Here is a 19,633-nt window from a genome sequence, read left to right on the forward strand (position 1 = left end):
CTATCCTGAGGGCATGTAAACACTAATGATCCAGATCAAGAAAAATCTAACTCTAAGGTGTAGGCTTGAGGTATTGAGACGATGTAATGAGATCCTGCTTTTTGGGTTTCAGGTAAACTAAACAAAACTTATAAAAAAGCGTACTTATGACTACTGCATTTATCACTCATGAAGATTGCGGCCTACACAACATGGGCCCAGAACACCCTGAAAGCCCAATTCGCCTAGTTGCCATCCAAAAGGTACTAGAAAAGACAGGCCTGATGCAGGATCTTGAACGAATCCAATCGGTACACGTTTTACCTGAACAAGTACAACTCGCCCACGCTCACCTCCACCAAAAACGTTTGGAGATGAAGCTACCAGAACAAGGCGTTGTGTATACCGACGAAGATACAGCCCTTTGTCCTCACTCCTTACATGCAGCCAGTTTAGCCGCAGGCTCTGCCGTTATGGCAGTAAACAGGGTAATTAGCGGCAAATCTAAAAACGCTTTTTGTGCTACGCGCCCACCTGGCCATCATGCCGAGCATAACAATGCGATGGGATTTTGCTTTTATAACAATGCAGCCATTGCAGCAATGCATGCTTTACAGCAGCCAGGAATAGAACGCGTTGCTATCTTTGATTTCGACGTACACCAAGGCAACGGCACCGTAGATATCTTTAAAGACAGGCCAGAAGTGCTAGTTTGCTCAACATTCCAGCATCCTTTCTATCCAGAGCGTTACTGTGACTTTGTGCGCGACCACATCATTAACTGCCCTATGGATGCTCATAGCGACGGCATGGTATTCCGCAAACTTGTTGAGTCGCGCTGGCTACCTGCCATCCAAGCTCATAAGCCAGATATGATCATTATCTCTGCAGGTTTTGACGCTCATCATGAAGACCCTATGGCGGATATTAAACTCAATGAGGAAGATTATCGCTGGGTTACTCAGTTACTCCTAGACGCAGCTCGCACTTACAGCCAAAACCGTGTTGTTTCAGTTCTAGAAGGTGGTTACAACCCTGTATCTTTGGCATTCAGCGTACAAGCTCATTTAGAAGTATTCGCCGGACATTAGGCTAGAGGTTGGAGCTGGAGCACCCTCCTAACAGAAACAAAAAAGGCTGCCAATGGCAGCCTTTTTTAGTAATACAAGCTAATAATTAGCTTACGAACTTGATCATTACGCCCGCTGCAATCGCAGAACCGATTACACCAGCAACGTTTGGACCCATAGCATGCATCAACAAGAAGTTTTGAGAGTTATACTCAAGACCGATCTTGTTAGATACACGTGCAGCCATAGGTACCGCAGATACACCCGCTGAACCGATTAGTGGGTTGATCGCATTGCCACCCATCATCTTGTTCATAATCTTAGCCATGATCACACCAGCAGCTGTACCGATACAGAATGCAACGATACCTAGCGCCATGATGCCTAGCGTTTCAAGATCTAGGAACTTATCAGCAGAAAGTTTAGAACCTACAGATAGACCCAAGAAGATTGTAACAATGTTGATCAGAGCATTCTGAGCAGTATCGCTAAGACGATCTACTACACCACACTCACGCATCAAGTTACCGAAACAGAACATACCCAACAGAGGTGCTGCATCTGGAAGCAATAGCGCTACTAGGATCAATAGTACGATTGGGAACAGAATCTTCTCAAGCTTAGTTACGTGACGTAACTGGCTCATCTGGATCTTACGCTCAGCTTCTGTAGTCAACGCACGCATAATTGGTGGCTGAATCAGAGGTACTAGCGCCATGTAAGAGTATGCAGCTACCGCAATTGCACCCAATAGGTGTGGAGCTAGCAAACTAGTTACATAGATTGCAGTTGGGCCATCAGCACCACCGATGATACCGATCGCTGCAGCTTCTTGGATGTTGAAGTCCATGATGCCCATAGAAGACATTGCAACCGCACCTAGTACAGTTGCGAAGATGCCGAACTGAGCAGCCGCACCCAAGAAGAGGGTACGTGGGTTAGCCAATAACGGACCAAAGTCTGTCATTGCACCAACACCCATGAAGATCAACAGCGGAGCGGCTGTAGAGCCAATTGCTACGCTATAGAAGTTATACAGCATGCCATTCGCATAACCACCGTCTTTAGCTACGTTGATTGCATCTTGAATCTGAGCAGCTGAAGCCGTGTTGTGGTAGGCATTCAAAATTTCTTTTGGATCAGTGCTAGTGATATTTAGCGCAGACGCCAAACCATTCATCACCTCCGGAACAGCAAAGTGCACAGCATTTTCTACAGCTGTATACGCTAAGCCCGCTTCCGGAATGTTCGCCATGATGCCACCGAAACCGATTGGCACAAGCAGTAGCGGTTCGAAATTCTTTTTGATGGCCAAGAACAGAAGCAAAAGGCCAACCAAAATCATTACGATCTGACCACCACTGATGTTATAAGCACCAGAGGCAAGAAACAGTTCGATTAGCTTATCCATCAAACAATACCTTACGCTAGAGTCAATAGAGTGTCGCCAACCTGTACAGCGTCACCTTCATTAACTTCTACAGTAGAAACAGTACCAGCGCGTGCAGCACGTACTTCTGTTTCCATCTTCATCGCTTCAAGAATTACTAGAACGTCACCTTCTTGAACAGCCTGACCTGGAGCAACCTGTACTTTCCAAATGTTACCAGCCAATGGAGCTGGAACGTCTTCACCAACGCCTGCAGGAGCAGCAGCTGGAGCCGCAGCAGCAGCCGGAGCTACAGCAGAAATATCACCGCCTTCAGTTACTTGTACAACGTAGTTTTGGCCGTTAACAGAGATAGTGTAAGTCTGTGGACCAGTGTTTTTAGGTGCAGCCATTGCTAGTGCGTCCTCTAATGTAGGTGCAGGTTCAAATGCATCAGGATTGTTACGGTTTTCAAGGAATTTCAAGCCAACCTGAGGGAATAGAGCGTAAGTTAGAACGTCATCAATTTCGTTCTCACCTTCTGTTAGCTCAATACCTTTCTCAGCAGCAAGGTCTTTCAGCTCGCCTACCAACTTGTCCATTTCTGGTTCAAGCAGATCAGCAGGACGACAAGTGATTGCTTCACCACCATCCAATACACGAGCCTGAAGGTCAGCATTGTAAGGAGCAGGAGCTGCACCGTACTCACCTTTCAGAATACCCTGAACTTCTTTAGAGATAGTTTTGTAACGCTCGCCCATTAGAACGTTGATTACAGCCTGAGTACCAACGATCTGAGAAGTTGGTGTTACTAGTGGGATCAGACCTAGGTCTTCACGCACACGTGGGATCTCAGCTAGTACTTCATCGAACTTATCTGCAGCACCCTGCTCTTTCAGCTGGTTTTCCATGTTAGTCAACATGCCACCAGGTACCTGAGCAACTAGGATACGAGAGTCTGTACCACGTAGAGAACCTTCAAATTTAGCGTACTTCTTACGTACTTCACGGAAGTAGCCAGCAATCTCTTCTAGAAGATTGATATCTAAACCAGTATCACGGTCAGTACCAGCCAACGCAGCTACTACAGATTCAGTAGACGTATGGCCGTATGTCATAGACATAGAAGAGATAGCAGTATCAACACGGTCGATACCCGCTTCAACAGACTTAAGGATAGTCATATCAGACAAACCAGAAGTCGCGTGAGCGTGCAATTGAACTTCTAGATCAGTCTGAGCCTTCAGACGAGAAACTAGGTCAAATGCATCGTATGGTGTCAGGATACCGGACATATCCTTGATGTTGATAGAATCAGCGCCCATATCTTCAAGAGTTTTTGCATATGCAACCCAGTTATCGATCGTGTGAACTGGACTCTTAGTGTAAGAGATAGTGCCTTGAGCGTGCTTGCCTGTTGCCTTAACTGCTTTGATTGCAGTTTCAAGGTTACGCGGATCGTTCATCGCATCGAAGATACGGAATACGTCTACGCCGTTAACAGCAGCACGTTCACAGAATTTGTTTACAACATCATCAGCGTAGTGACGGTAACCTAGTAGGTTTTGTCCACGCAGGAGCATCTGATGTTTTGTGTTTGGCATTGCTTTTTTAAGCAAGCGGATACGCTCCCACGGATCTTCTCCGATAAAGCGAATACATGAGTCAAATGTTGCGCCGCCCCAGCTTTCTAGGGACCAAAAGCCTACTTTATCTAGCTTTTCCGCGATCGGCAGCATGTCTTCAACTCGCATACGCGTAGCGAATAGCGACTGGTGTGCGTCACGCAGAACTACGTCGGTAATGCCAAGTGGTTTCTTTGCGTCGGTCATGGGTAATGGCCTTCTGTCGATTAATGCAGATTTATTCGTTATTGAGCCGTTCTTATTTACGAACGGTGTTTGTGAACCGCAGCTGTCATGACAGCAATTAACTCATCATTGTTATTTCCAGCTGGCGCTGGTGCAGTCTTTTTTGCTTTTGGCTGCGCTGGTGCTTCAGGAAAAAACTTGCCTACCACTTTGGACATTCCTGAAGTAGCGAATACCAACAAAGTAAGAAAGACAACAACGAAGCCCATACCAAAGACCATTAATTCAAGGCCTTCTGATAGCAGATTTTCCATTTTAATGGATGCTCCTGTACTTATCGAAACCCATACGTCAGATATGGCTTTTGGCCACCTAATTATTAGGCTTTCACTGACGAATGTACTGGTTGCAAATGGACCATAATTAAACCCGAAAAGTCTACTTCAGGCAATAATTAGAGGGGATTTTTCGGTCAAAGGGAGGATATGGATCAAAATTTGCTTACAACCTTTGATCCATATTCAGTGAAATATGGTGTTATTCACTCTTTCCAGGGCGATAAACTTTTACATTACTAAAGCCACGCTCCTGCATTTGATGCGCATGCATTTGGCTCATAACACCCTTCTCACAATAAAGAAGGTATTCCTTACCTTCTTCAAATTCATCAGCAGCCGCACCTAAAGCAAAGAACGGAATTAATTGGATTTCACAGCCAGGAATATTCAGCGGCTTTTTCTCTTGTTCATGCGGCGCTCGAATATCAACAACAACCTGATTATCAGCAACCTTAGTTAATGCTTCAACCTCAGCATGGATATTTACATCTTCCTCAATTTCATCGATGCTGATCACCTGACGACGCTCAAGCGCTCGTTCAAGCACTTCAAAGTCAAAATCGGACTCTTCCTCTTCTACGCGATCTTTCTTAGCACAGGTCGTTGGACGATCAGATATTACACCACAGTATTCAGGCATATTTTTGGCAAAATCATAAGCACCTATTTCACGCGTGATATCGATGATATCTTGCTTATCCATAGTAACCAGCGGTCGCACCACCAGCTTTTCAGTTGCTGCATCGATAATAGATAGATTAGGTAAGGTTTGACTAGATACCTGAGCAATACTCTCACCCGTCACCAAAGCGTCAATCTTCATTTTATCTGCAATCTGCTCACCGGCGCGCATCATCATGCGTTTCAATACGACACCCATATAGGAGTGATGAACAGATTGCAGTATTTCACCAATCACTTCATCAAAAGGGATCGTAATAAACTTCACTCGCGCAGAAGAGCCATATTTTTGCCATAAATACAGAGACACCTGCTTCACACCAATTTCGTGCGCATGACCACCCAAGTTAAAGAAAACAAAATGAGTTTTACAACCCCGACGCATAGACATGTAGCTAGCAACAATGGAGTCGAATCCACCGGAAATAAGCGAAAGCGTAGAATCTTGCGTACCTAGCGGAAAACCACCCAAACCTTTGTAGGTATTCGTTACGACATAAAGACTATCGTTACGAATCTCAAGATCCACATAAACCTCTGGATTATGAACATCCACACCCGCAGTCTCCGCATGCTGATTCAAACCACCACCAACATAGCGCTCAACATCAATAGAACGAAAGTCATGCTTACCAGAGCGTTTAACACGCACTTTGAAAGTTTTGCCTTTCAATTGCTCCGCGTAGATAGCATGCGCTTTTTCGTAAACATCATGAAAATCACCCAACGGGTACTCAGTCACTTCGATAAAGCTATGAATTCCTGGCGTACGACCTAAAAGATCTACCACCTGCGCGATAATCTCTGCACTCGCACCTGCGCACTCTACATCCAGCTTGTCCCACTGCCCTTTAACTTTGATCTGCTCGTCAATACGACGAGTCATATTCTGTAAATTGCTCTGCAAACGCTGAATTAGACGCTTACGTACAGGGCGACTTTTGATGGTAATTTCTGGAAACAAACGAATAGAGAACTTCATAGCAACGAGCTCAAAAAATAATTAGGACGAATATTATAAAGTGTAGGAAGGTAGAGTTACAGATGGCGCGCCCGAGAGGATTCGAACCTCTGACCGCCTGGTTCGTAGCCAGGTACTCTATCCAGCTGAGCTACGGGCGCATATCTGAAATTTTCTTTGGAGTGGCGCGCCCGAGAGGATTCGAACCTCTGACCGCCTGGTTCGTAGCCAGGTACTCTATCCAGCTGAGCTACGGGCGCATCCAAGAAAATAAACCGTTGTTTTTGAGTGGCGCGCCCGAGAGGATTCGAACCTCTGACCGCCTGGTTCGTAGCCAGGTACTCTATCCAGCTGAGCTACGGGCGCACATCAAAATGGCGGTGAGCGAGGGATTCGAACCCTCGATAGGATTTCTCCTATACGCCCTTAGCAGGGGCGCGCCTTCAGCCACTCGGCCAGCTCACCTAAACAACGGCGCGTACTATAACCAAGTGATTATCAAAAGAAAAGCAAAGTTTTAAAAAAATTACGCTTTATTTCCTTCTTCGGCCTTTTCACGCTGAATGCGCTGATAGATCTCTTCTCGATGCACGGATACATCTTTAGGTGCATTAACACCAATTCGTACCTGATTACCTTTAACACCAAGCACAGTAACAGTGACATCGTCACCAACCATAAGAGTTTCGCCAACACGGCGAGTAAGAATTAACATGTGTAGAATCTCCTTAGTACTTCCCAGGCCAATCCACCTAAACGGTAGACCACATACTGGCATTCATCCAAATCCCTGCCAGAACGCTGCCTATACAACAACAGCTAACCTAACTATAGACCAGCTTTTTCTATTAACCATTATGATCGATTATTCACTAACCGAATCATCAACATCCATATCAAAAGCAGTGTGCAGAGAGCGCACCGCTAGCTCCAAATACTTTTCAGCAATCACAACTGAGACCTTAATCTCAGATGTAGAAATCATTTGAATATTAATATTTTCAGCTGCTAAGGCATCAAACATTTTACTCGCTACGCCAGCATGGGATCGCATACCCACGCCCACAATAGAGACTTTAGCAATCTGATTATCACCAACCACTTCACGAGCACCCAGCTCAGCAGACACCTTTGCAAGTACCGCTTCAGCCGCATCATAATCGTTACGATGAACCGTAAAGGTAAAATCCGTTGTATTATCAGCGGCAACATTCTGCACGATAACATCAACTTCAATATTTGCCTGACTAATCGGCCCTAATATTTTTGATGCAACCCCAGGAACATCAGGCACACCCATTACAGTCAACTTAGCTTCATCGCGATTAAACGCGATACCTGAAATAACTGGCTTTTCCACGGCTGAATCACCCTCAACGGTAATTAGAGTCCCTGGCCCTTCCTCAAAGCTAGAAAGAACCCGCAACGGCACTTTATATTTTCCTGCAAACTCAACGGCACGGATCTGCAAGACTTTAGATCCAAGACTCGCCATCTCGAGCATCTCTTCAAATGTAATTTGCTCTAGACGCTTAGCACTCGATACTACACGCGGATCGGTAGTATATACACCATCTACGTCAGTATAGATTTGACACTCATCAGCTTTCAGTGCCGCAGCTAGCGCAACACCCGTTGTGTCAGAGCCGCCACGACCGAGCGTGGTGATATTGCCATCAGAGTCTACCCCCTGAAATCCCGCCACAACCACGACTCGCCCAGCCTCCAGATCAGACTTTATAGAGGAAACCTCTATATCCTGAATCCGAGCCTTGGTATGCGAGTTATCCGTAAGAATTTTGACCTGACTGCCCGTATAAGAACGAGCAGGCACACCGCGCTTTTCTAATGCCATACAAAGCAAAGCAATAGTGACTTGCTCTCCCGTAGAGACCAACACGTCCATTTCACGAGCATTAGGTTTTGACTGTATATCTTTAGCTAAGGCGATGAGACGATTCGTCTCACCACTCATAGCAGATACAGCAACAACGACGTCGTGCCCTTGCTGCTTAAAACCCTGCACCTTATCTGCGACTGCTTCTATACGTTCAACAGTTCCAACAGAGGTACCACCATATTTTTGAACAAAAAGCGCCATGCGTGCACCTAAATCGTTATAGAGCAGCCTCAACTAGAGCTGTTACAGACTCTAGTGTAACAGGCAGAGCAGCTTGATCTGTGCCGCCACCCTGAGCAAAGTCAGGACGACCACCACCTTTACCGCCCAATTTAGCCGTTAGCTCTTTAATCAAATCACCAGCACGAACCTGAGCAGTCAGGTCTTTAGTCACACCTGCAGCCAAAGCAATCTTGTTATCAGACACTGTAGCCAATACAACAACACCGCTGCCCAATTTGTTTTTCAACTGATCGATTGTGTCACGCAAGGCTTTAGGCTCTACACCCTCAAGCTGAGCTGCTAGCACTTTAACGCCAGAAACTTCCACTGCATTACTGATTAGATCAGCACCCTTAGCAGCAGCTAACTTAGCCTTCATCTGTTCAAGCTCTTTTTCAAGCTGACGATTCTTCGCTTGTTGATCTTGCAGCTTCTGTTCAAATTGCGCTTTTTGATCCGCAAAATAATCCAGCGCTACAGGGCCGGTTACAGCTTCAACACGACGGATACCGGCAGCCACACCACCTTCAGACGTAATTTTCAGCAGACCAATGTCACCTGTACGCTTCGCATGAGTACCACCACAAAGCTCGATAGAGAAATCATCACCCATCGAAAGCACTCGCACTACATCATCGTATTTTTCACCGAAGAGAGCTGCTGCACCTTTCTCTTTGGCAGCTTCAATTTCCATGATTTCTGTTACGACTTCTGTGTTCAGACGAATCTGATCGTTAACCATCTTCTCAACTTCAGCGATCTGCTCAGCGCTTACCGCTTCAAAATGAGAGAAGTCAAAGCGCAGACGCTGATCATCATTCAATGAACCTTTCTGTTGTACATGCTCACCTAGAACTACGCGAAGCGCTTCGTGCAATAAGTGAGTAGCAGAGTGGTTCAGCGCAATCGCCTGACGACGCTCAGAGTCAACTCGAGGAGCAACCTTATCGCCCACTTTCACCGAACCATTTTCGACAGCGCCGTGATGCAGGTTGTTTTTACCCTCTTTAGTACAGTTATTAACTGCAAAAGAACCGTTAGCCCCTGCTAGCATACCAGTATCACCAACCTGACCACCGGATTCTGCATAGAAAGGCGTTTCATCTAGAACCACTAAACCAGTTTCACCTGCCTTAAGCTCATCTACAGATTCGCCTTCTTTGAATAAGGCAACCACTGAAGACGCTTCGCCTGCAAGGTTTTCATAACCGGTGAAGCTAGTTTCACCATCCAGCTTGATAGCATCGTTGTAATCAACAGAGAATTTGCCTGCTGCACGAGCACGCTCACGTTGAGCTTCCATCTCACGCTCAAAGCCTTCTTCGTCAATCGTTAGTTCATGCTCACGCGCAACATCCGCTGTCAGGTCATGCGGGAAACCGTAAGTATCATATAGCTTAAATACTGTCTCACCAGGAATAACAGTGCCATCCAGATTATCAATCGCTTCCTGCAACAAACGCATACCGTGATCAAGAGTCTTCGCAAACTGCTCTTCCTCTTTAAGAAGAACACGCTCAACCTGAGCCTGCTTCTCAGCTAGTTCAGGATAAGCTTCGCCCATCTCCTTCACTAACGCAGCTACAAGCTGATTAAAGAAAGCACCTTTTGCGCCTAGCTTGTTACCGTGACGTACTGCTCGACGGATGATACGACGTAAAACATAACCTGCACCTTCGTTTGATGGCAGCACACCATCAACAATAAGGAAGGAACAAGAACGGATATGGTCTGCAATTACACGTAGCGATTTATTATCCATATCTGTTGTACCAACAGCCGCAGCAGTGGCTTTCAACAGATTCTGGAACATATCAATTTCGTAGTTAGAGTGAACATTCTGCATAACTGCCGCAATTCGCTCTAGGCCCATACCTGTATCAACAGATGGCTTTGGAAGTGGTGTCATTTCACCATCAGCGCTACGGTTGTATTGCATGAATACAACGTTCCAAATTTCGATATAGCGATCACCATCTTCTTCAGGGCTACCTGGAGGACCACCCCACACGTCAGCACCATGATCAAAGAAGATTTCAGTACATGGACCACATGGGCCTGTATCACCCATTGACCAGAAGTTATCTTCATCTAGTTTAGAAAAACGTTCTGGATCTACGCCTACTTCCTCTTTCCAAATACGCTCAGCTTCTTCATCAGAATGGTGAACCGTCACCCACAGGCGCTCTTTTGGAAGGCCTAGCGTTTCAGTCAGAAACGTCCAAGCAAAGTTGATTGCATCTTTCTTGAAATAATCACCGAAACTAAAGTTTCCAAGCATTTCAAAGAAAGTATGGTGACGCGCTGTATAACCTACGTTTTCAAGGTCATTGTGCTTACCACCAGCACGCACGCATCGCTGCGAGCTTGTCGCTCGTGTGTAATTGCGCTTATCTGTGCCCAAGAACACATCTTTGAACTGTACCATCCCCGCATTTGTAAACATCAGGGTAGGATCATTAGCAGGGATAAGGGAGCTACTTGCTACAACCTCATGTCCTTGCTGGTTAAAGTAATCTAGAAAAGCCTGACGAATCTCGGCACTTGTCATATATTTCATTAGATGAACCGTATGCGTATCCATTCTGGTAAAGCCATCGGCAAGCCTCACTTGCCTACCAACAGCGCAAAATCACCACAAATTATGGGCGCGACATTATATATCGTGAGCGAAAATTGTTCGAATCTTTTTCAGAAATGGGCCTATTCATGCTAAATAGACAAAGAATAATCTGTTTGAATTCAGATTAAGATAGGTAGCGATTATCTGTATTGCGACGAAAAAACCTACTTAACTGCAGGCAGAGAAAAACCTAACCCTTTGAAATATATAACGATAAAATTTTAATATTCATCATTCGCAACTTGCTCTATCGCAAACTGAATCTCATCTATGGAAAATCCGCGCTGACTCATAAAGCGCATGCGCTTACTGCGCTCTTTAAAGTCTTTATCCGCTAGAGGCTCTCTATATTTACGCCGATAAAGCTCCTCAGCTTTGACAAACCAATCTATATCTAAACTCTCTAAGCAACTAACAAGCAATTCCGAAGCTATGCCTTTCTGTTTTAAATCAAATCGAATTCTAATAAGACCATGCCCTTGCCCCACTCTCATTCGCACAAAGCTTTCACAAAAGCGTTGATCAGATAAGTACCCGTCCTCTTCTAGACTTTGCAAGACGCTATCTAGATCCGTCCCCTCAATACTACGGGCCAGCTTCTGGCTTAGTTCTTTATAAGAATATTCGCGCCGTGACAGTAACTGAATTGCCTTGTTCCACGCCTCTTTATTAGGACTTCCATCCATAACCAATCCTCTTTAAACGAAAAAACCTCCATCTATAGACGGAGGTTTTACTGTGCTAACTTAGCGCCTTAAATTAGATCTAGGCTTTCAGTTTTATCTTCAGCGTCATCTTCTTTCGGTGCAGGCGTCGAAAGCAAGCGATTACGAAGTTCTGTTTCAATTTCATTCGCAATCTCAGGGTTTTCTTCCAAGAATTTAGATGCATTGGCCTTACCTTGACCAATCTTATCGCCATTGTAGGCATACCAAGCACCCGACTTATCAACCAAACCTTCTTTAACACCTAGGTCGATAACTTCACCCATATGGTAGATACCTTCACCATACATAATCTGGAACTCAGCCTGACGGAACGGCGGTGAAACTTTGTTCTTCACAACCTTCACGCGCGTCTCGTTACCAACGACCTCATCACCTTTCTTAACCGCACCAGTACGGCGGATGTCTAGACGAACAGATGAATAGAATTTAAGCGCATTACCACCCGTTGTAGTCTCAGGGTTACCAAACATAACCCCAATCTTCATACGAATTTGGTTAATGAATACCAACAAGCAGTTAGAGCTCTTTACATTACCCGTCAACTTACGTAGCGCCTGAGACATCAAACGAGCCTGAAGACCAACATGGGAATCCCCCATATCACCTTCGATCTCTGCCTTCGGCGTCAAAGCAGCTACAGAGTCGACGATAATTACATCAACTGCGTTAGAGCGAACTAGCATATCTGTAATTTCTAGCGCCTGCTCACCTGTATCCGGCTGTGAAACCAGAAGACTATCTACATCTACACCTAGCTTCTCTGCATAAATAGGATCTAGTGCATGCTCAGCATCAACAAAGGCACAAGTTTTACCCTGCTTCTGAGCTTCAGCAACAACCTGTAATGTCAGTGTTGTTTTACCAGATGACTCAGGACCATAGATCTCAACAATACGACCATACGGCAATCCGCCTATACCAAGCGCGATATCTAGACCAAGGGAACCAGTAGAAACAGATGGAATCGCTTCACGAGGCTGATCCCCCATACGCATCACTGCGCCTTTACCAAACTGCCTTTCAATTTGACCTAACGCTGCGTCTAATGCTTTTTTGCGATTTGCGTCCATCTTCGACCCTACTTTCTCTAAATTCATATTGTGCGCATCTTGCACTGCGCAAAACACTGTATGTATGGACAGTATTATTTCACAAGTTTTCCGGATTGCAACCCTCAATCAGATAAGTTCTGCAAAATCCCTTCTAACGCTACGCTAACTGCTTGTTTTCGAACTGATTCACGATCACCTTCAAAACAGTATTTTTTTGTTTTAACTGATTTACCTTGCTCAGCCCAAGCAAACCATACAGTACCTACCGGCTTCTCTTTACTTCCACCACCTGGCCCTGCAATACCACTGGTCGCAACAGATATATGCGCCTCACTATTCTCGAGTGCACCTTCCGCCATTTGAGCTACTACCTCGGCCGACACTGCTCCGCATTGTTCCAACGTATCTTTTGATACCCCAAGCATCTTTTGCTTAGACATATTACTGTATGTAACAAAGCCACAATCAAACCAAGCGGAACTACCAGGGATTGCTGTTACCTCCTGGGCAATCCAACCACCTGTACATGATTCGGCTGTTGCGATAAAAATTTTTTTGGCCTGTAATTTTTCAGCGATATCCGTCAGTGGTAATTGCATACCGATCCACCCTATTCAAACTATTTAAGCCGCTTTATTTACCGTACAATGCCTGAAATTAAGTTTGCGTAACAACTCTTTATTTCATCATTTAGTAATTAATATCTCTATGACCAAACAAGCAGCGACTACCCACACTCCAATGATGCAGCAATACCTACGCATCAAAGCACAACACCCTGATCAATTGGTGTTTTATCGGATGGGTGACTTCTATGAGCTGTTTTATGACGATGCAAAAAAAGCGGCGGATCTGTTAGACATATCTCTTACCGCCCGCGGCAAATCTGGCGGCGAGCCTATCCCTATGGCGGGCATCCCTTACCATGCTGCGGAGAACTATGTTGGTAAAATTGTTCGCGCAGGTGAATCCGTAGTTATATGCGAGCAAGTAGGAGACCCAGCCACCAGCAAAGGACCTGTAGAGCGAGCAGTTGCGCGAATCATCACACCAGGCACCGTAAGTGATGAAGCACTTCTTGATGAAAATAGAGATAACTTACTGGTAGCTATTAATCAGTCTAGCGACACTTATGGATTGGCTATTGTAGATATCGCTTCGGGTCGTTTTAGCCTGATGGAAATTGATAATCAAGACACGCTTATGAGTGAACTTGAGCGCTTACGCCCCTCTGAAACGCTCTTCAATGAAGATAGCCAGCTACATGACGTATTAAGCCAACGCAAAGGCCTGCGCCCGCAATCCCCTTGGCACTTTGAAGCAGATACTGCCAACGATCTGTTATGCCAACAATTTAAAGTTAAAGATTTGAGTGGTTTTGGTTGCGATCATCTAGCGGTCGCAACAACTGCTGCGGGTTGCTTATTACAGTATGCGAAAGAAACCCAGCGCACTTCACTACCTCATATCAGGCGCATTCAGATTGAACAACATAATGACTGCGTAGCTTTGGATGCGGCTACGCGTAAAAACCTTGAACTTGATCAAAATTTATCTGGCGGATTTGATAATACACTCGCCAAAGTCATTGATAAATGTCGCACACCTATGGGAAGCCGCCTGCTAAGACGCTGGCTTCACCGTCCGATTCAAGACAGAGCAACGCTATGTGCACGTCAAGCCTCGATTCAGTGGTTGATTGATAACTATCACTTCGAAACGGTCCAAAGCACTCTCAAACTCATTGGTGATAGCGAGCGCATTTTAGCCCGTATTGCACTTAGATCAGCACGCCCGCGCGATTTGGAACGATTAAAAACATCTCTTAACTCCTTACCTTTGCTTCAGCAGCAAATCGAAGCAGCCAATGCCCCGTTAGTGAACGAATTATCTGAGCAGATTTCAGAATTTCCAAACTTGGCAGAGCTGCTAACCAAAGCGGTAATAGAAAACCCGCCGGTAGTCATTCGTGAAGGCGGTGTTATAGCTGATGGTTACGATGCAGAACTCGATGAATTACGCGGCATTAGCGAAAACGCTGGAGCTTACTTACTAGAGTTAGAACAGAAAGAGCGGGATCGTACCGGTATTGCCACTTTGAAAGTAGGTTATAACCGCGTACACGGTTATTTTATTGAGATAGGCAAGGCACAAAATGCCGAATTGCCGGCTGAATATATTCGCCGCCAAACACTTAAGAATGCTGAACGTTATATTACGCCAGAGCTAAAAGAGTTCGAAGACAAGGCACTATCAGCAAAAAGCCGAGCACTCACCCGTGAAAAGGCGCTTTACGAATCCCTGATAGAAACCATTGCTGAAGAGCTGGCTGATCTACAAGATTCAGCTTCCGCTATTGCAGAGCTAGATGTACTCGCTAACCTTGCAGAGCGTGCCACTACGCTAGATTACGTTCCACCGACACTGACAGATACACCGCAGATCAAAATACAGCGTGGCCGACACCCCGTAGTGGAAACTGTATTAACAGAGCCTTTCGTAGCCAACGATTTAGACTTGGACACTGAGCGCAAGATGCTCGTTATTACAGGTCCGAACATGGGCGGTAAATCTACCTATATGCGCCAAGCAGCGCTAATTACCCTACTTGCGCATATTGGTAGTTATGTTCCAGCTTCAGCTGCAACAATTGGCATTGTTGATCGCATCTTCACCCGAATGGGATCATCTGATGATCTAGCAGGTGGACGATCAACTTTCATGGTTGAGATGACCGAAACCGCCAACATCATGCATAACGCGACAGAACGCAGCCTAGTATTGATGGATGAAGTAGGCCGCGGTACAAGTACATTTGATGGCTTATCTCTCGCTTGGGCCTGCGCAGACAATCTTGCTAGGGAAACTAAGGCCTTTACTCTGTTTGCAACTCACTATTTTGAATTAACTAGTTTGCCTGATCAGGCTAATTCGGTTTTCAATGTGCACTTAACCGCTGTAGAGCACAACGATCACATCGTTTTCCTACATGAAGTTAAAGAAGGGCCTGCAAGTCAGAGCTATGGGTTGCAAGTCGCACAACTGGCTGGTGTTCCTTTGCCTGTGATTCAACAAGCAAAATCCAAGTTAATGCAACTCGAACAAGATGTAGCAGTTAGCGCTCAATTAAGCACGCCACCACCTCCAGTTCAGAATGATATGTTCGCCGCACCGGAACCGAAAGCTCTGAAAGAGCTAAAGAAAATATCCCCCGACGACCTCTCTCCAAGAGAAGCGCTAGATTTTCTCTATAAACTCAAAGAACTTGTTTAAGGTTCACTCATAAAAAAACCGCCAATTGGCGGTTTTTTTATGAGTGAACTTGAGTTTACTGCTGTAGTAAATCCTCTCCGCTCAAACCATTTTTCTCAACGATATCACGCAACTTACGCAAAGCTTCAACTTGAATTTGACGAACACGCTCACGTGTTAGGCCGATTTCCCGCCCAACTTCTTCCAACGTGCTCATTTCATAACCCCTGAGACCAAATCGACGAGATAACACTTCTGCATGTTTTTCAGGCAGTGCATCTAGCCATTTATCCAGGTTACCACTGATATTTGAATTTTGTAGTAACGTTGCCGGATCAGAAGAAACTGCATCAGGGATCGTATCAAGCAAAGACTTATCCGAATCTTTACCCATTGGCGTATCAACAGAACTTACACGCTCATTCAGGCCTAACATCCGCTCAACATTTTCAACCGGCTTGTCTACTAGTTCAGCAATTTCTTCCGGTGAAGGCTCATGATCTAACTTTTGCGCTAGCTCTCTTGCAGCTCGTAAATATACATTCAGCTCTTTAACAACATGGATAGGTAATCGAATGGTACGAGTCTGATTCATAATCGCACGTTCAATTGTTTGTCGAATCCACCAAGTTGCATAAGTAGAGAAACGGAATCCCCTTTCTGGATCAAATTTCTCTACGGCACGAATTAACCCTAAATTCCCCTCTTCTATGAGATCGAGAAGAGTTAAACCGCGATTGATATATCTACGCGCAATTTTAACGACTAAGCGTAGATTACTTTCGATCATGCGCTTACGCGCTGCTTCGTCCCCTTTAAGGGCACGACGAGAGAAATACACCTCTTCTTCCGCGCTCAATAGCGGCGAGAAGCCTATTTCATTCAAGTAAAGTTGGGTTGCATCCAAGTTTTTGGCATTAAGAAGGTCTTTATGAGCCATACTACCGCGCCCACGACCACTATTTAGAAACTCAGGCTCTTCTTTCTGAGGCGTTCCTTCTGTATCCTCATCATGAGTTTCCTCTGTCAGCTCTTCGCTTTCAACAGCGATATCCTGCACATCCGTTTTGCAGTTATTATCGATATTTTCCATTGCCCGTTCCCTTAACCAATCAGTGCTATCACGCGTTTATTAGTTATTTTTATTCTTATGTTTTCTTATAATTATTGTTTCGGCAGATATCGAAGAGGGTTTACCGGCTTACCATCACGACGTATCTCAAAATGGAGCATCACGCGATCTGTACCGGAATTTCCCATTTCCGCAATTTTCTGGCCTTTCTCAACCATATCATTTTCTTTGACTAAAACACGACTATTATGTGCATAAGCGCTTAAAAACTGCTGATTATGGTCAACGATAACTAAATTACCATAACCTAATAAACCACTTCCAGCATAGACAACTCGGCCTTTAGCCGCAGCCGTGACCTTAGCCCCATAAGCGGAAGCGATGTTAATACCTTTATTAACTGTTCCCTTTGTTTTAAACGTAGATACGATCTTACCGGAAGCAGGCCATCCCCATTTAATTGGACCAACAACAACTTTTTGGGGCTTGGTTTTAGCTTTAGGGGCAGGTTTGACTACCACTTTTTGTGGTTCAGCTTTTGCAGTAGCTATAGGCTTAGTTACCGGCTCAGCAGCAACTTTTGGAGCGGTACTCTGAGGTTTATTTGTCGTTTTTTGTCGACTAGAAACAATTGTCGGCTTTGGCGCAACGATGGAAGCATCGCGTACAATCGATTCTGAAACAGTGCTTTTCGGTACAGGCTTCAAACTCAGTTTCTGACCAGGATAAATATTGTAATTACTGGATATACCATTCCTTTTAGCTAATTCCCGATAATCCATCCCATATCTAAAAGCGATAGAATACAAAGTATCACCTTTACGAACTTGATATTGGTTAGGTTGAGGCTGAGCAGAAACAGGTACCGAACGATCGCTTACTGGCGCATAGGTCTTCCCTCCACATGCAACCAGCAGAAATGAGCAACACAGTAACAGATAACCCTTCAAGCCCATTGAACTATACCCAGCCTCTAGCCCTCTGACCTCCGACCCATTCGCTCAATCAACAATACAGCTGCAGCGCCAACAATCATTAAACCAACAGCATATACAACAAATGAAGGTTGCCCAGTCATAGACTCAAACGAGAACGGCGAAATATTCTCCTGCACTAAAGGTACCTGTTCACCATGCCTATTGATGGTGTAAGCAGTTGTATACTTCCACGGCCATACTTTATTAAGAGAGCCCAGCATAAAACCGCCTAACAAAGCTAAAGTCGTTGTTTTAAATGAACTAAACATCCAACTTAAAACCCGAGAAAAGCTCAATAGTCCAACAGCACAGCCTGCAGCAAAAACACCTAAGGTAAATAGCTCAATGTTTTTGATTGCCATCAAGATAGGTGTGTACATACCCAGCAATAGAAGAATAAAGCTACCTGAGATACCCGGTAAAATCATGGCACATATAGCCACCATACCAGCCAAAAAGATAAACAAAGGCGTAGCTTCTATTGAAGTTGGAGAGATAGAAGTAATCATATAGGCAGCAATAGTTCCGGCGATAAACGCGGTAAAGCTATTACTATCCCACTGCTCTATATGCCTACAGACAGACCATACTGAAGCCAAAATCAGGCCAAAGAAGAACGACCACAGTAGCTCAGGATATTCAGCTAACCAAAAGAGCACTACCTTTGCGACGGTCACCAAGCTGACGAAAATACCTAACACAAGCGTCAGCAAAAAAGTGCCATTAACATGTTTCCAAGCTGCAACAGGGCCTTGTTTGAACAACACAAATAAAGCTTCTGGCCCAAACTGCTTCAAAGAGTAAATAAGCTCTTCATAAATACCTGTCATGAAGGCAATCGTGCCACCCGATACTCCTGGCACCGCATCAGCAGCCCCCATCATCATCCCTTTGCCCGACAATGCTAAATAGTCGCGCCACGTTCTTCCTTCTTGCTTCAACTTACTACCTCACCGTACCACTTAACAAAGGTACAAACTTCACACAATCTAAAATTTCAGTACTGAACTCATCTTCAGATAATCTGATAACAAGATTCAGTTTTTGGGAATCACTGCCACCTACAGGAATAATTAAGCGGCCACCAACTGCTAGTTGCTGCTTTAACTCTTCAGGCACAGTTTCTGGTGCGCAAGCAGCTAAGATACCATCATAAGGTGCTTTCGCAGACCAGCCCATGCCTCCATCTGTATGCTTCAACTGTACATTATTTAGACCAATTAATTTCAAACGCTCTCGCGCTTTATCCTGAAGCGGTTTGATACGCTCTACACTGTACAACTGACCAACCAATGGCGCTAAAATCGAAGTTTGATAACCAGAACCAGTCCCCACTTCTAGGACTTTTTGCAAAGGGCCTTCTGACAAAAGCACCTCTGTCATTTTCGCAACGATGAACGGTTGCGAAATAGTCTGGTTATAACCAATTGGCAGAGCCGTGTCTTCATATGCCCTATGAGCCAAGGCTTCATCAATAAAAATATGCCTTGGTGTATTTCTCATCACATCCAGAACACTCTCGTCCTGGATTCCCTGATCTCTTAATCGATTAATCAAACGATCCCTTGTTCGCTGCGAAGTCATTCCTATTCCGCGTA

General features: G+C 45.0%; 16 protein-coding genes and 4 tRNA genes. 2 read left to right on the plus strand and 18 right to left on the minus strand.

The genetic code is table 11. The annotated features are described in order from the left end of the window. Positions 1-146: 146 nt before the first annotated feature. Positions 147-1,070: a histone deacetylase family protein gene (locus ACMXYX_RS14755; RefSeq protein ID WP_415882412.1), complete on the plus strand. Its 924-nt coding sequence runs from the start codon at positions 147-149 to the stop codon at positions 1,068-1,070. Between the two features lie 85 nt (positions 1,071-1,155). On the opposite strand, the gene ACMXYX_RS14760 is transcribed toward ACMXYX_RS14755, so the two are convergent. The 14 genes from ACMXYX_RS14760 to pncC all read right to left on the minus strand — a co-directional run bounded on the left by ACMXYX_RS14760 (position 1,156) and on the right by pncC (position 13,333). Then, complete coding sequence (locus ACMXYX_RS14760; protein WP_415882413.1) at positions 1,156-2,460, minus strand: sodium ion-translocating decarboxylase subunit beta; 1,305 nt, start codon at positions 2,458-2,460, stop codon at positions 1,156-1,158. An 11-nt stretch (positions 2,461-2,471) separates the two neighbouring features. Continuing rightward, complete coding sequence (oadA, locus tag ACMXYX_RS14765; RefSeq protein ID WP_415906190.1) at positions 2,472-4,250, minus strand: sodium-extruding oxaloacetate decarboxylase subunit alpha; 1,779 nt, start codon at positions 4,248-4,250, stop codon at positions 2,472-2,474. A gap of 56 nt (positions 4,251-4,306) precedes the next feature. After that, a complete protein-coding gene (locus tag ACMXYX_RS14770; RefSeq protein WP_415882415.1) occupies positions 4,307-4,543 on the minus strand; it encodes an OadG family protein in 237 nt (78 codons plus the stop codon). A 223-nt stretch (positions 4,544-4,766) separates the two neighbouring features. After that, on the minus strand, positions 4,767-6,230 hold the full coding sequence (gene thiI, locus ACMXYX_RS14775; protein ID WP_415882417.1) for a tRNA uracil 4-sulfurtransferase ThiI: 1,464 nt from the start codon (positions 6,228-6,230) through the stop codon (positions 4,767-4,769). Positions 6,231-6,293: 63 nt separating this feature from the next. After that, positions 6,294-6,370 (minus strand) — tRNA-Arg (locus tag ACMXYX_RS14780). 22 nt (positions 6,371-6,392) lie between these two features. Next, a tRNA-Arg gene (locus tag ACMXYX_RS14785) sits at positions 6,393-6,469 on the minus strand. A 29-nt stretch (positions 6,470-6,498) separates the two neighbouring features. Then, a tRNA-Arg gene (locus ACMXYX_RS14790) sits at positions 6,499-6,575 on the minus strand. Positions 6,576-6,584: 9 nt separating this feature from the next. Next, positions 6,585-6,674, minus strand: a tRNA-Ser gene (locus ACMXYX_RS14795). 61 nt (positions 6,675-6,735) lie between these two features. Continuing rightward, positions 6,736-6,924 carry a carbon storage regulator CsrA gene (gene csrA, locus ACMXYX_RS14800; protein ID WP_415882418.1) on the minus strand — a complete coding sequence of 63 codons (189 nt, stop codon included), beginning with the start codon at positions 6,922-6,924 and terminating at the stop codon, positions 6,736-6,738. A gap of 150 nt (positions 6,925-7,074) precedes the next feature. Continuing rightward, positions 7,075-8,310, minus strand: coding sequence for an aspartate kinase (locus tag ACMXYX_RS14805; RefSeq protein WP_415882419.1), 1,236 nt, complete (start codon positions 8,308-8,310; stop codon positions 7,075-7,077). A gap of 16 nt (positions 8,311-8,326) precedes the next feature. After that, positions 8,327-10,882, minus strand: a complete 2,556-nt coding sequence (gene alaS, locus ACMXYX_RS14810) for an alanine--tRNA ligase (RefSeq protein WP_415898261.1) — start codon at positions 10,880-10,882, stop codon at positions 8,327-8,329. A gap of 293 nt (positions 10,883-11,175) precedes the next feature. After that, the gene (locus ACMXYX_RS14815) at positions 11,176-11,640 is read right to left on the minus strand and encodes a regulatory protein RecX (protein WP_415882420.1); all 465 of its coding nucleotides are present in this window, start codon (positions 11,638-11,640) and stop codon (positions 11,176-11,178) included. Between the two features lie 68 nt (positions 11,641-11,708). Beyond that, on the minus strand, positions 11,709-12,752 hold the full coding sequence (gene recA / locus ACMXYX_RS14820; protein WP_415882421.1) for a recombinase RecA: 1,044 nt from the start codon (positions 12,750-12,752) through the stop codon (positions 11,709-11,711). A gap of 104 nt (positions 12,753-12,856) precedes the next feature. Continuing rightward, positions 12,857-13,333 carry a nicotinamide-nucleotide amidase gene (pncC, locus tag ACMXYX_RS14825; protein ID WP_415896973.1) on the minus strand — a complete coding sequence of 159 codons (477 nt, stop codon included), beginning with the start codon at positions 13,331-13,333 and terminating at the stop codon, positions 12,857-12,859. Between the two features lie 109 nt (positions 13,334-13,442). Between pncC and mutS the strand changes: the two genes are divergently transcribed. Continuing rightward, positions 13,443-16,007 carry a DNA mismatch repair protein MutS gene (gene mutS / locus ACMXYX_RS14830; protein WP_415896974.1) on the plus strand — a complete coding sequence of 855 codons (2,565 nt, stop codon included), beginning with the start codon at positions 13,443-13,445 and terminating at the stop codon, positions 16,005-16,007. Between the two features lie 55 nt (positions 16,008-16,062). Here the strand turns inward: mutS and rpoS are convergent, their stop codons facing one another. The 4 genes from rpoS to ACMXYX_RS14850 all read right to left on the minus strand — a co-directional run bounded on the left by rpoS (position 16,063) and on the right by ACMXYX_RS14850 (position 19,619). Continuing rightward, on the minus strand, positions 16,063-17,079 hold the full coding sequence (gene rpoS, locus ACMXYX_RS14835) for an RNA polymerase sigma factor RpoS (RefSeq protein WP_415882430.1): 1,017 nt from the start codon (positions 17,077-17,079) through the stop codon (positions 16,063-16,065). 71 nt (positions 17,080-17,150) lie between these two features. Then, the gene (locus tag ACMXYX_RS14840; RefSeq protein WP_415896975.1) at positions 17,151-18,014 is read right to left on the minus strand and encodes a peptidoglycan DD-metalloendopeptidase family protein; all 864 of its coding nucleotides are present in this window, start codon (positions 18,012-18,014) and stop codon (positions 17,151-17,153) included. A 17-nt stretch (positions 18,015-18,031) separates the two neighbouring features. Further along, a complete protein-coding gene (locus ACMXYX_RS14845; RefSeq protein WP_415882432.1) occupies positions 18,032-18,976 on the minus strand; it encodes a DUF368 domain-containing protein in 945 nt (314 codons plus the stop codon). A gap of 4 nt (positions 18,977-18,980) precedes the next feature. Beyond that, positions 18,981-19,619, minus strand: coding sequence for a protein-L-isoaspartate(D-aspartate) O-methyltransferase (locus tag ACMXYX_RS14850; RefSeq protein ID WP_415884683.1), 639 nt, complete (start codon positions 19,617-19,619; stop codon positions 18,981-18,983). Positions 19,620-19,633: the final 14 nt, after the last annotated feature.

The sequence above is a fragment of the Neptuniibacter sp. QD72_48 genome, from assembly GCF_047778065.1.
Lineage (GTDB): Bacteria > Pseudomonadota > Gammaproteobacteria > Pseudomonadales > Balneatricaceae > Neptuniibacter.

What these genes read in the sequence shown, in the direction of transcription:
- thiI (WP_415882417.1), bottom strand. Translation starts at nt 6,230, where the DNA reads ATGAAGTTCTCTATTCGTTTGTTTCCAGAAATTACCATCAAAAGTCGC.
- oadA (WP_415906190.1), bottom strand. Translation starts at nt 4,250, where the DNA reads ATGACCGACGCAAAGAAACCACTTGGCATTACCGACGTAGTTCTGCGT.
- ACMXYX_RS14850 (WP_415884683.1), bottom strand. Translation starts at nt 19,619, where the DNA reads ATGACTTCGCAGCGAACAAGGGATCGTTTGATTAATCGATTAAGAGAT.
- ACMXYX_RS14805 (WP_415882419.1), bottom strand. Translation starts at nt 8,310, where the DNA reads ATGGCGCTTTTTGTTCAAAAATATGGTGGTACCTCTGTTGGAACTGTT.
- ACMXYX_RS14760 (WP_415882413.1), bottom strand. Translation starts at nt 2,460, where the DNA reads ATGGATAAGCTAATCGAACTGTTTCTTGCCTCTGGTGCTTATAACATC.
- csrA (WP_415882418.1), bottom strand. Translation starts at nt 6,924, where the DNA reads ATGTTAATTCTTACTCGCCGTGTTGGCGAAACTCTTATGGTTGGTGAC.
- ACMXYX_RS14755 (WP_415882412.1), top strand. Translation starts at nt 147, where the DNA reads ATGACTACTGCATTTATCACTCATGAAGATTGCGGCCTACACAACATG.
- rpoS (WP_415882430.1), bottom strand. Translation starts at nt 17,079, where the DNA reads ATGGAAAATATCGATAATAACTGCAAAACGGATGTGCAGGATATCGCT.
- ACMXYX_RS14815 (WP_415882420.1), bottom strand. Translation starts at nt 11,640, where the DNA reads ATGGATGGAAGTCCTAATAAAGAGGCGTGGAACAAGGCAATTCAGTTA.
- alaS (WP_415898261.1), bottom strand. Translation starts at nt 10,882, where the DNA reads ATGACAAGTGCCGAGATTCGTCAGGCTTTTCTAGATTACTTTAACCAG.
- pncC (WP_415896973.1), bottom strand. Translation starts at nt 13,333, where the DNA reads ATGCAATTACCACTGACGGATATCGCTGAAAAATTACAGGCCAAAAAA.
- recA (WP_415882421.1), bottom strand. Translation starts at nt 12,752, where the DNA reads ATGGACGCAAATCGCAAAAAAGCATTAGACGCAGCGTTAGGTCAAATT.
- ACMXYX_RS14770 (WP_415882415.1), bottom strand. Translation starts at nt 4,543, where the DNA reads ATGGAAAATCTGCTATCAGAAGGCCTTGAATTAATGGTCTTTGGTATG.
- ACMXYX_RS14840 (WP_415896975.1), bottom strand. Translation starts at nt 18,014, where the DNA reads ATGGGCTTGAAGGGTTATCTGTTACTGTGTTGCTCATTTCTGCTGGTT.
- mutS (WP_415896974.1), top strand. Translation starts at nt 13,443, where the DNA reads ATGACCAAACAAGCAGCGACTACCCACACTCCAATGATGCAGCAATAC.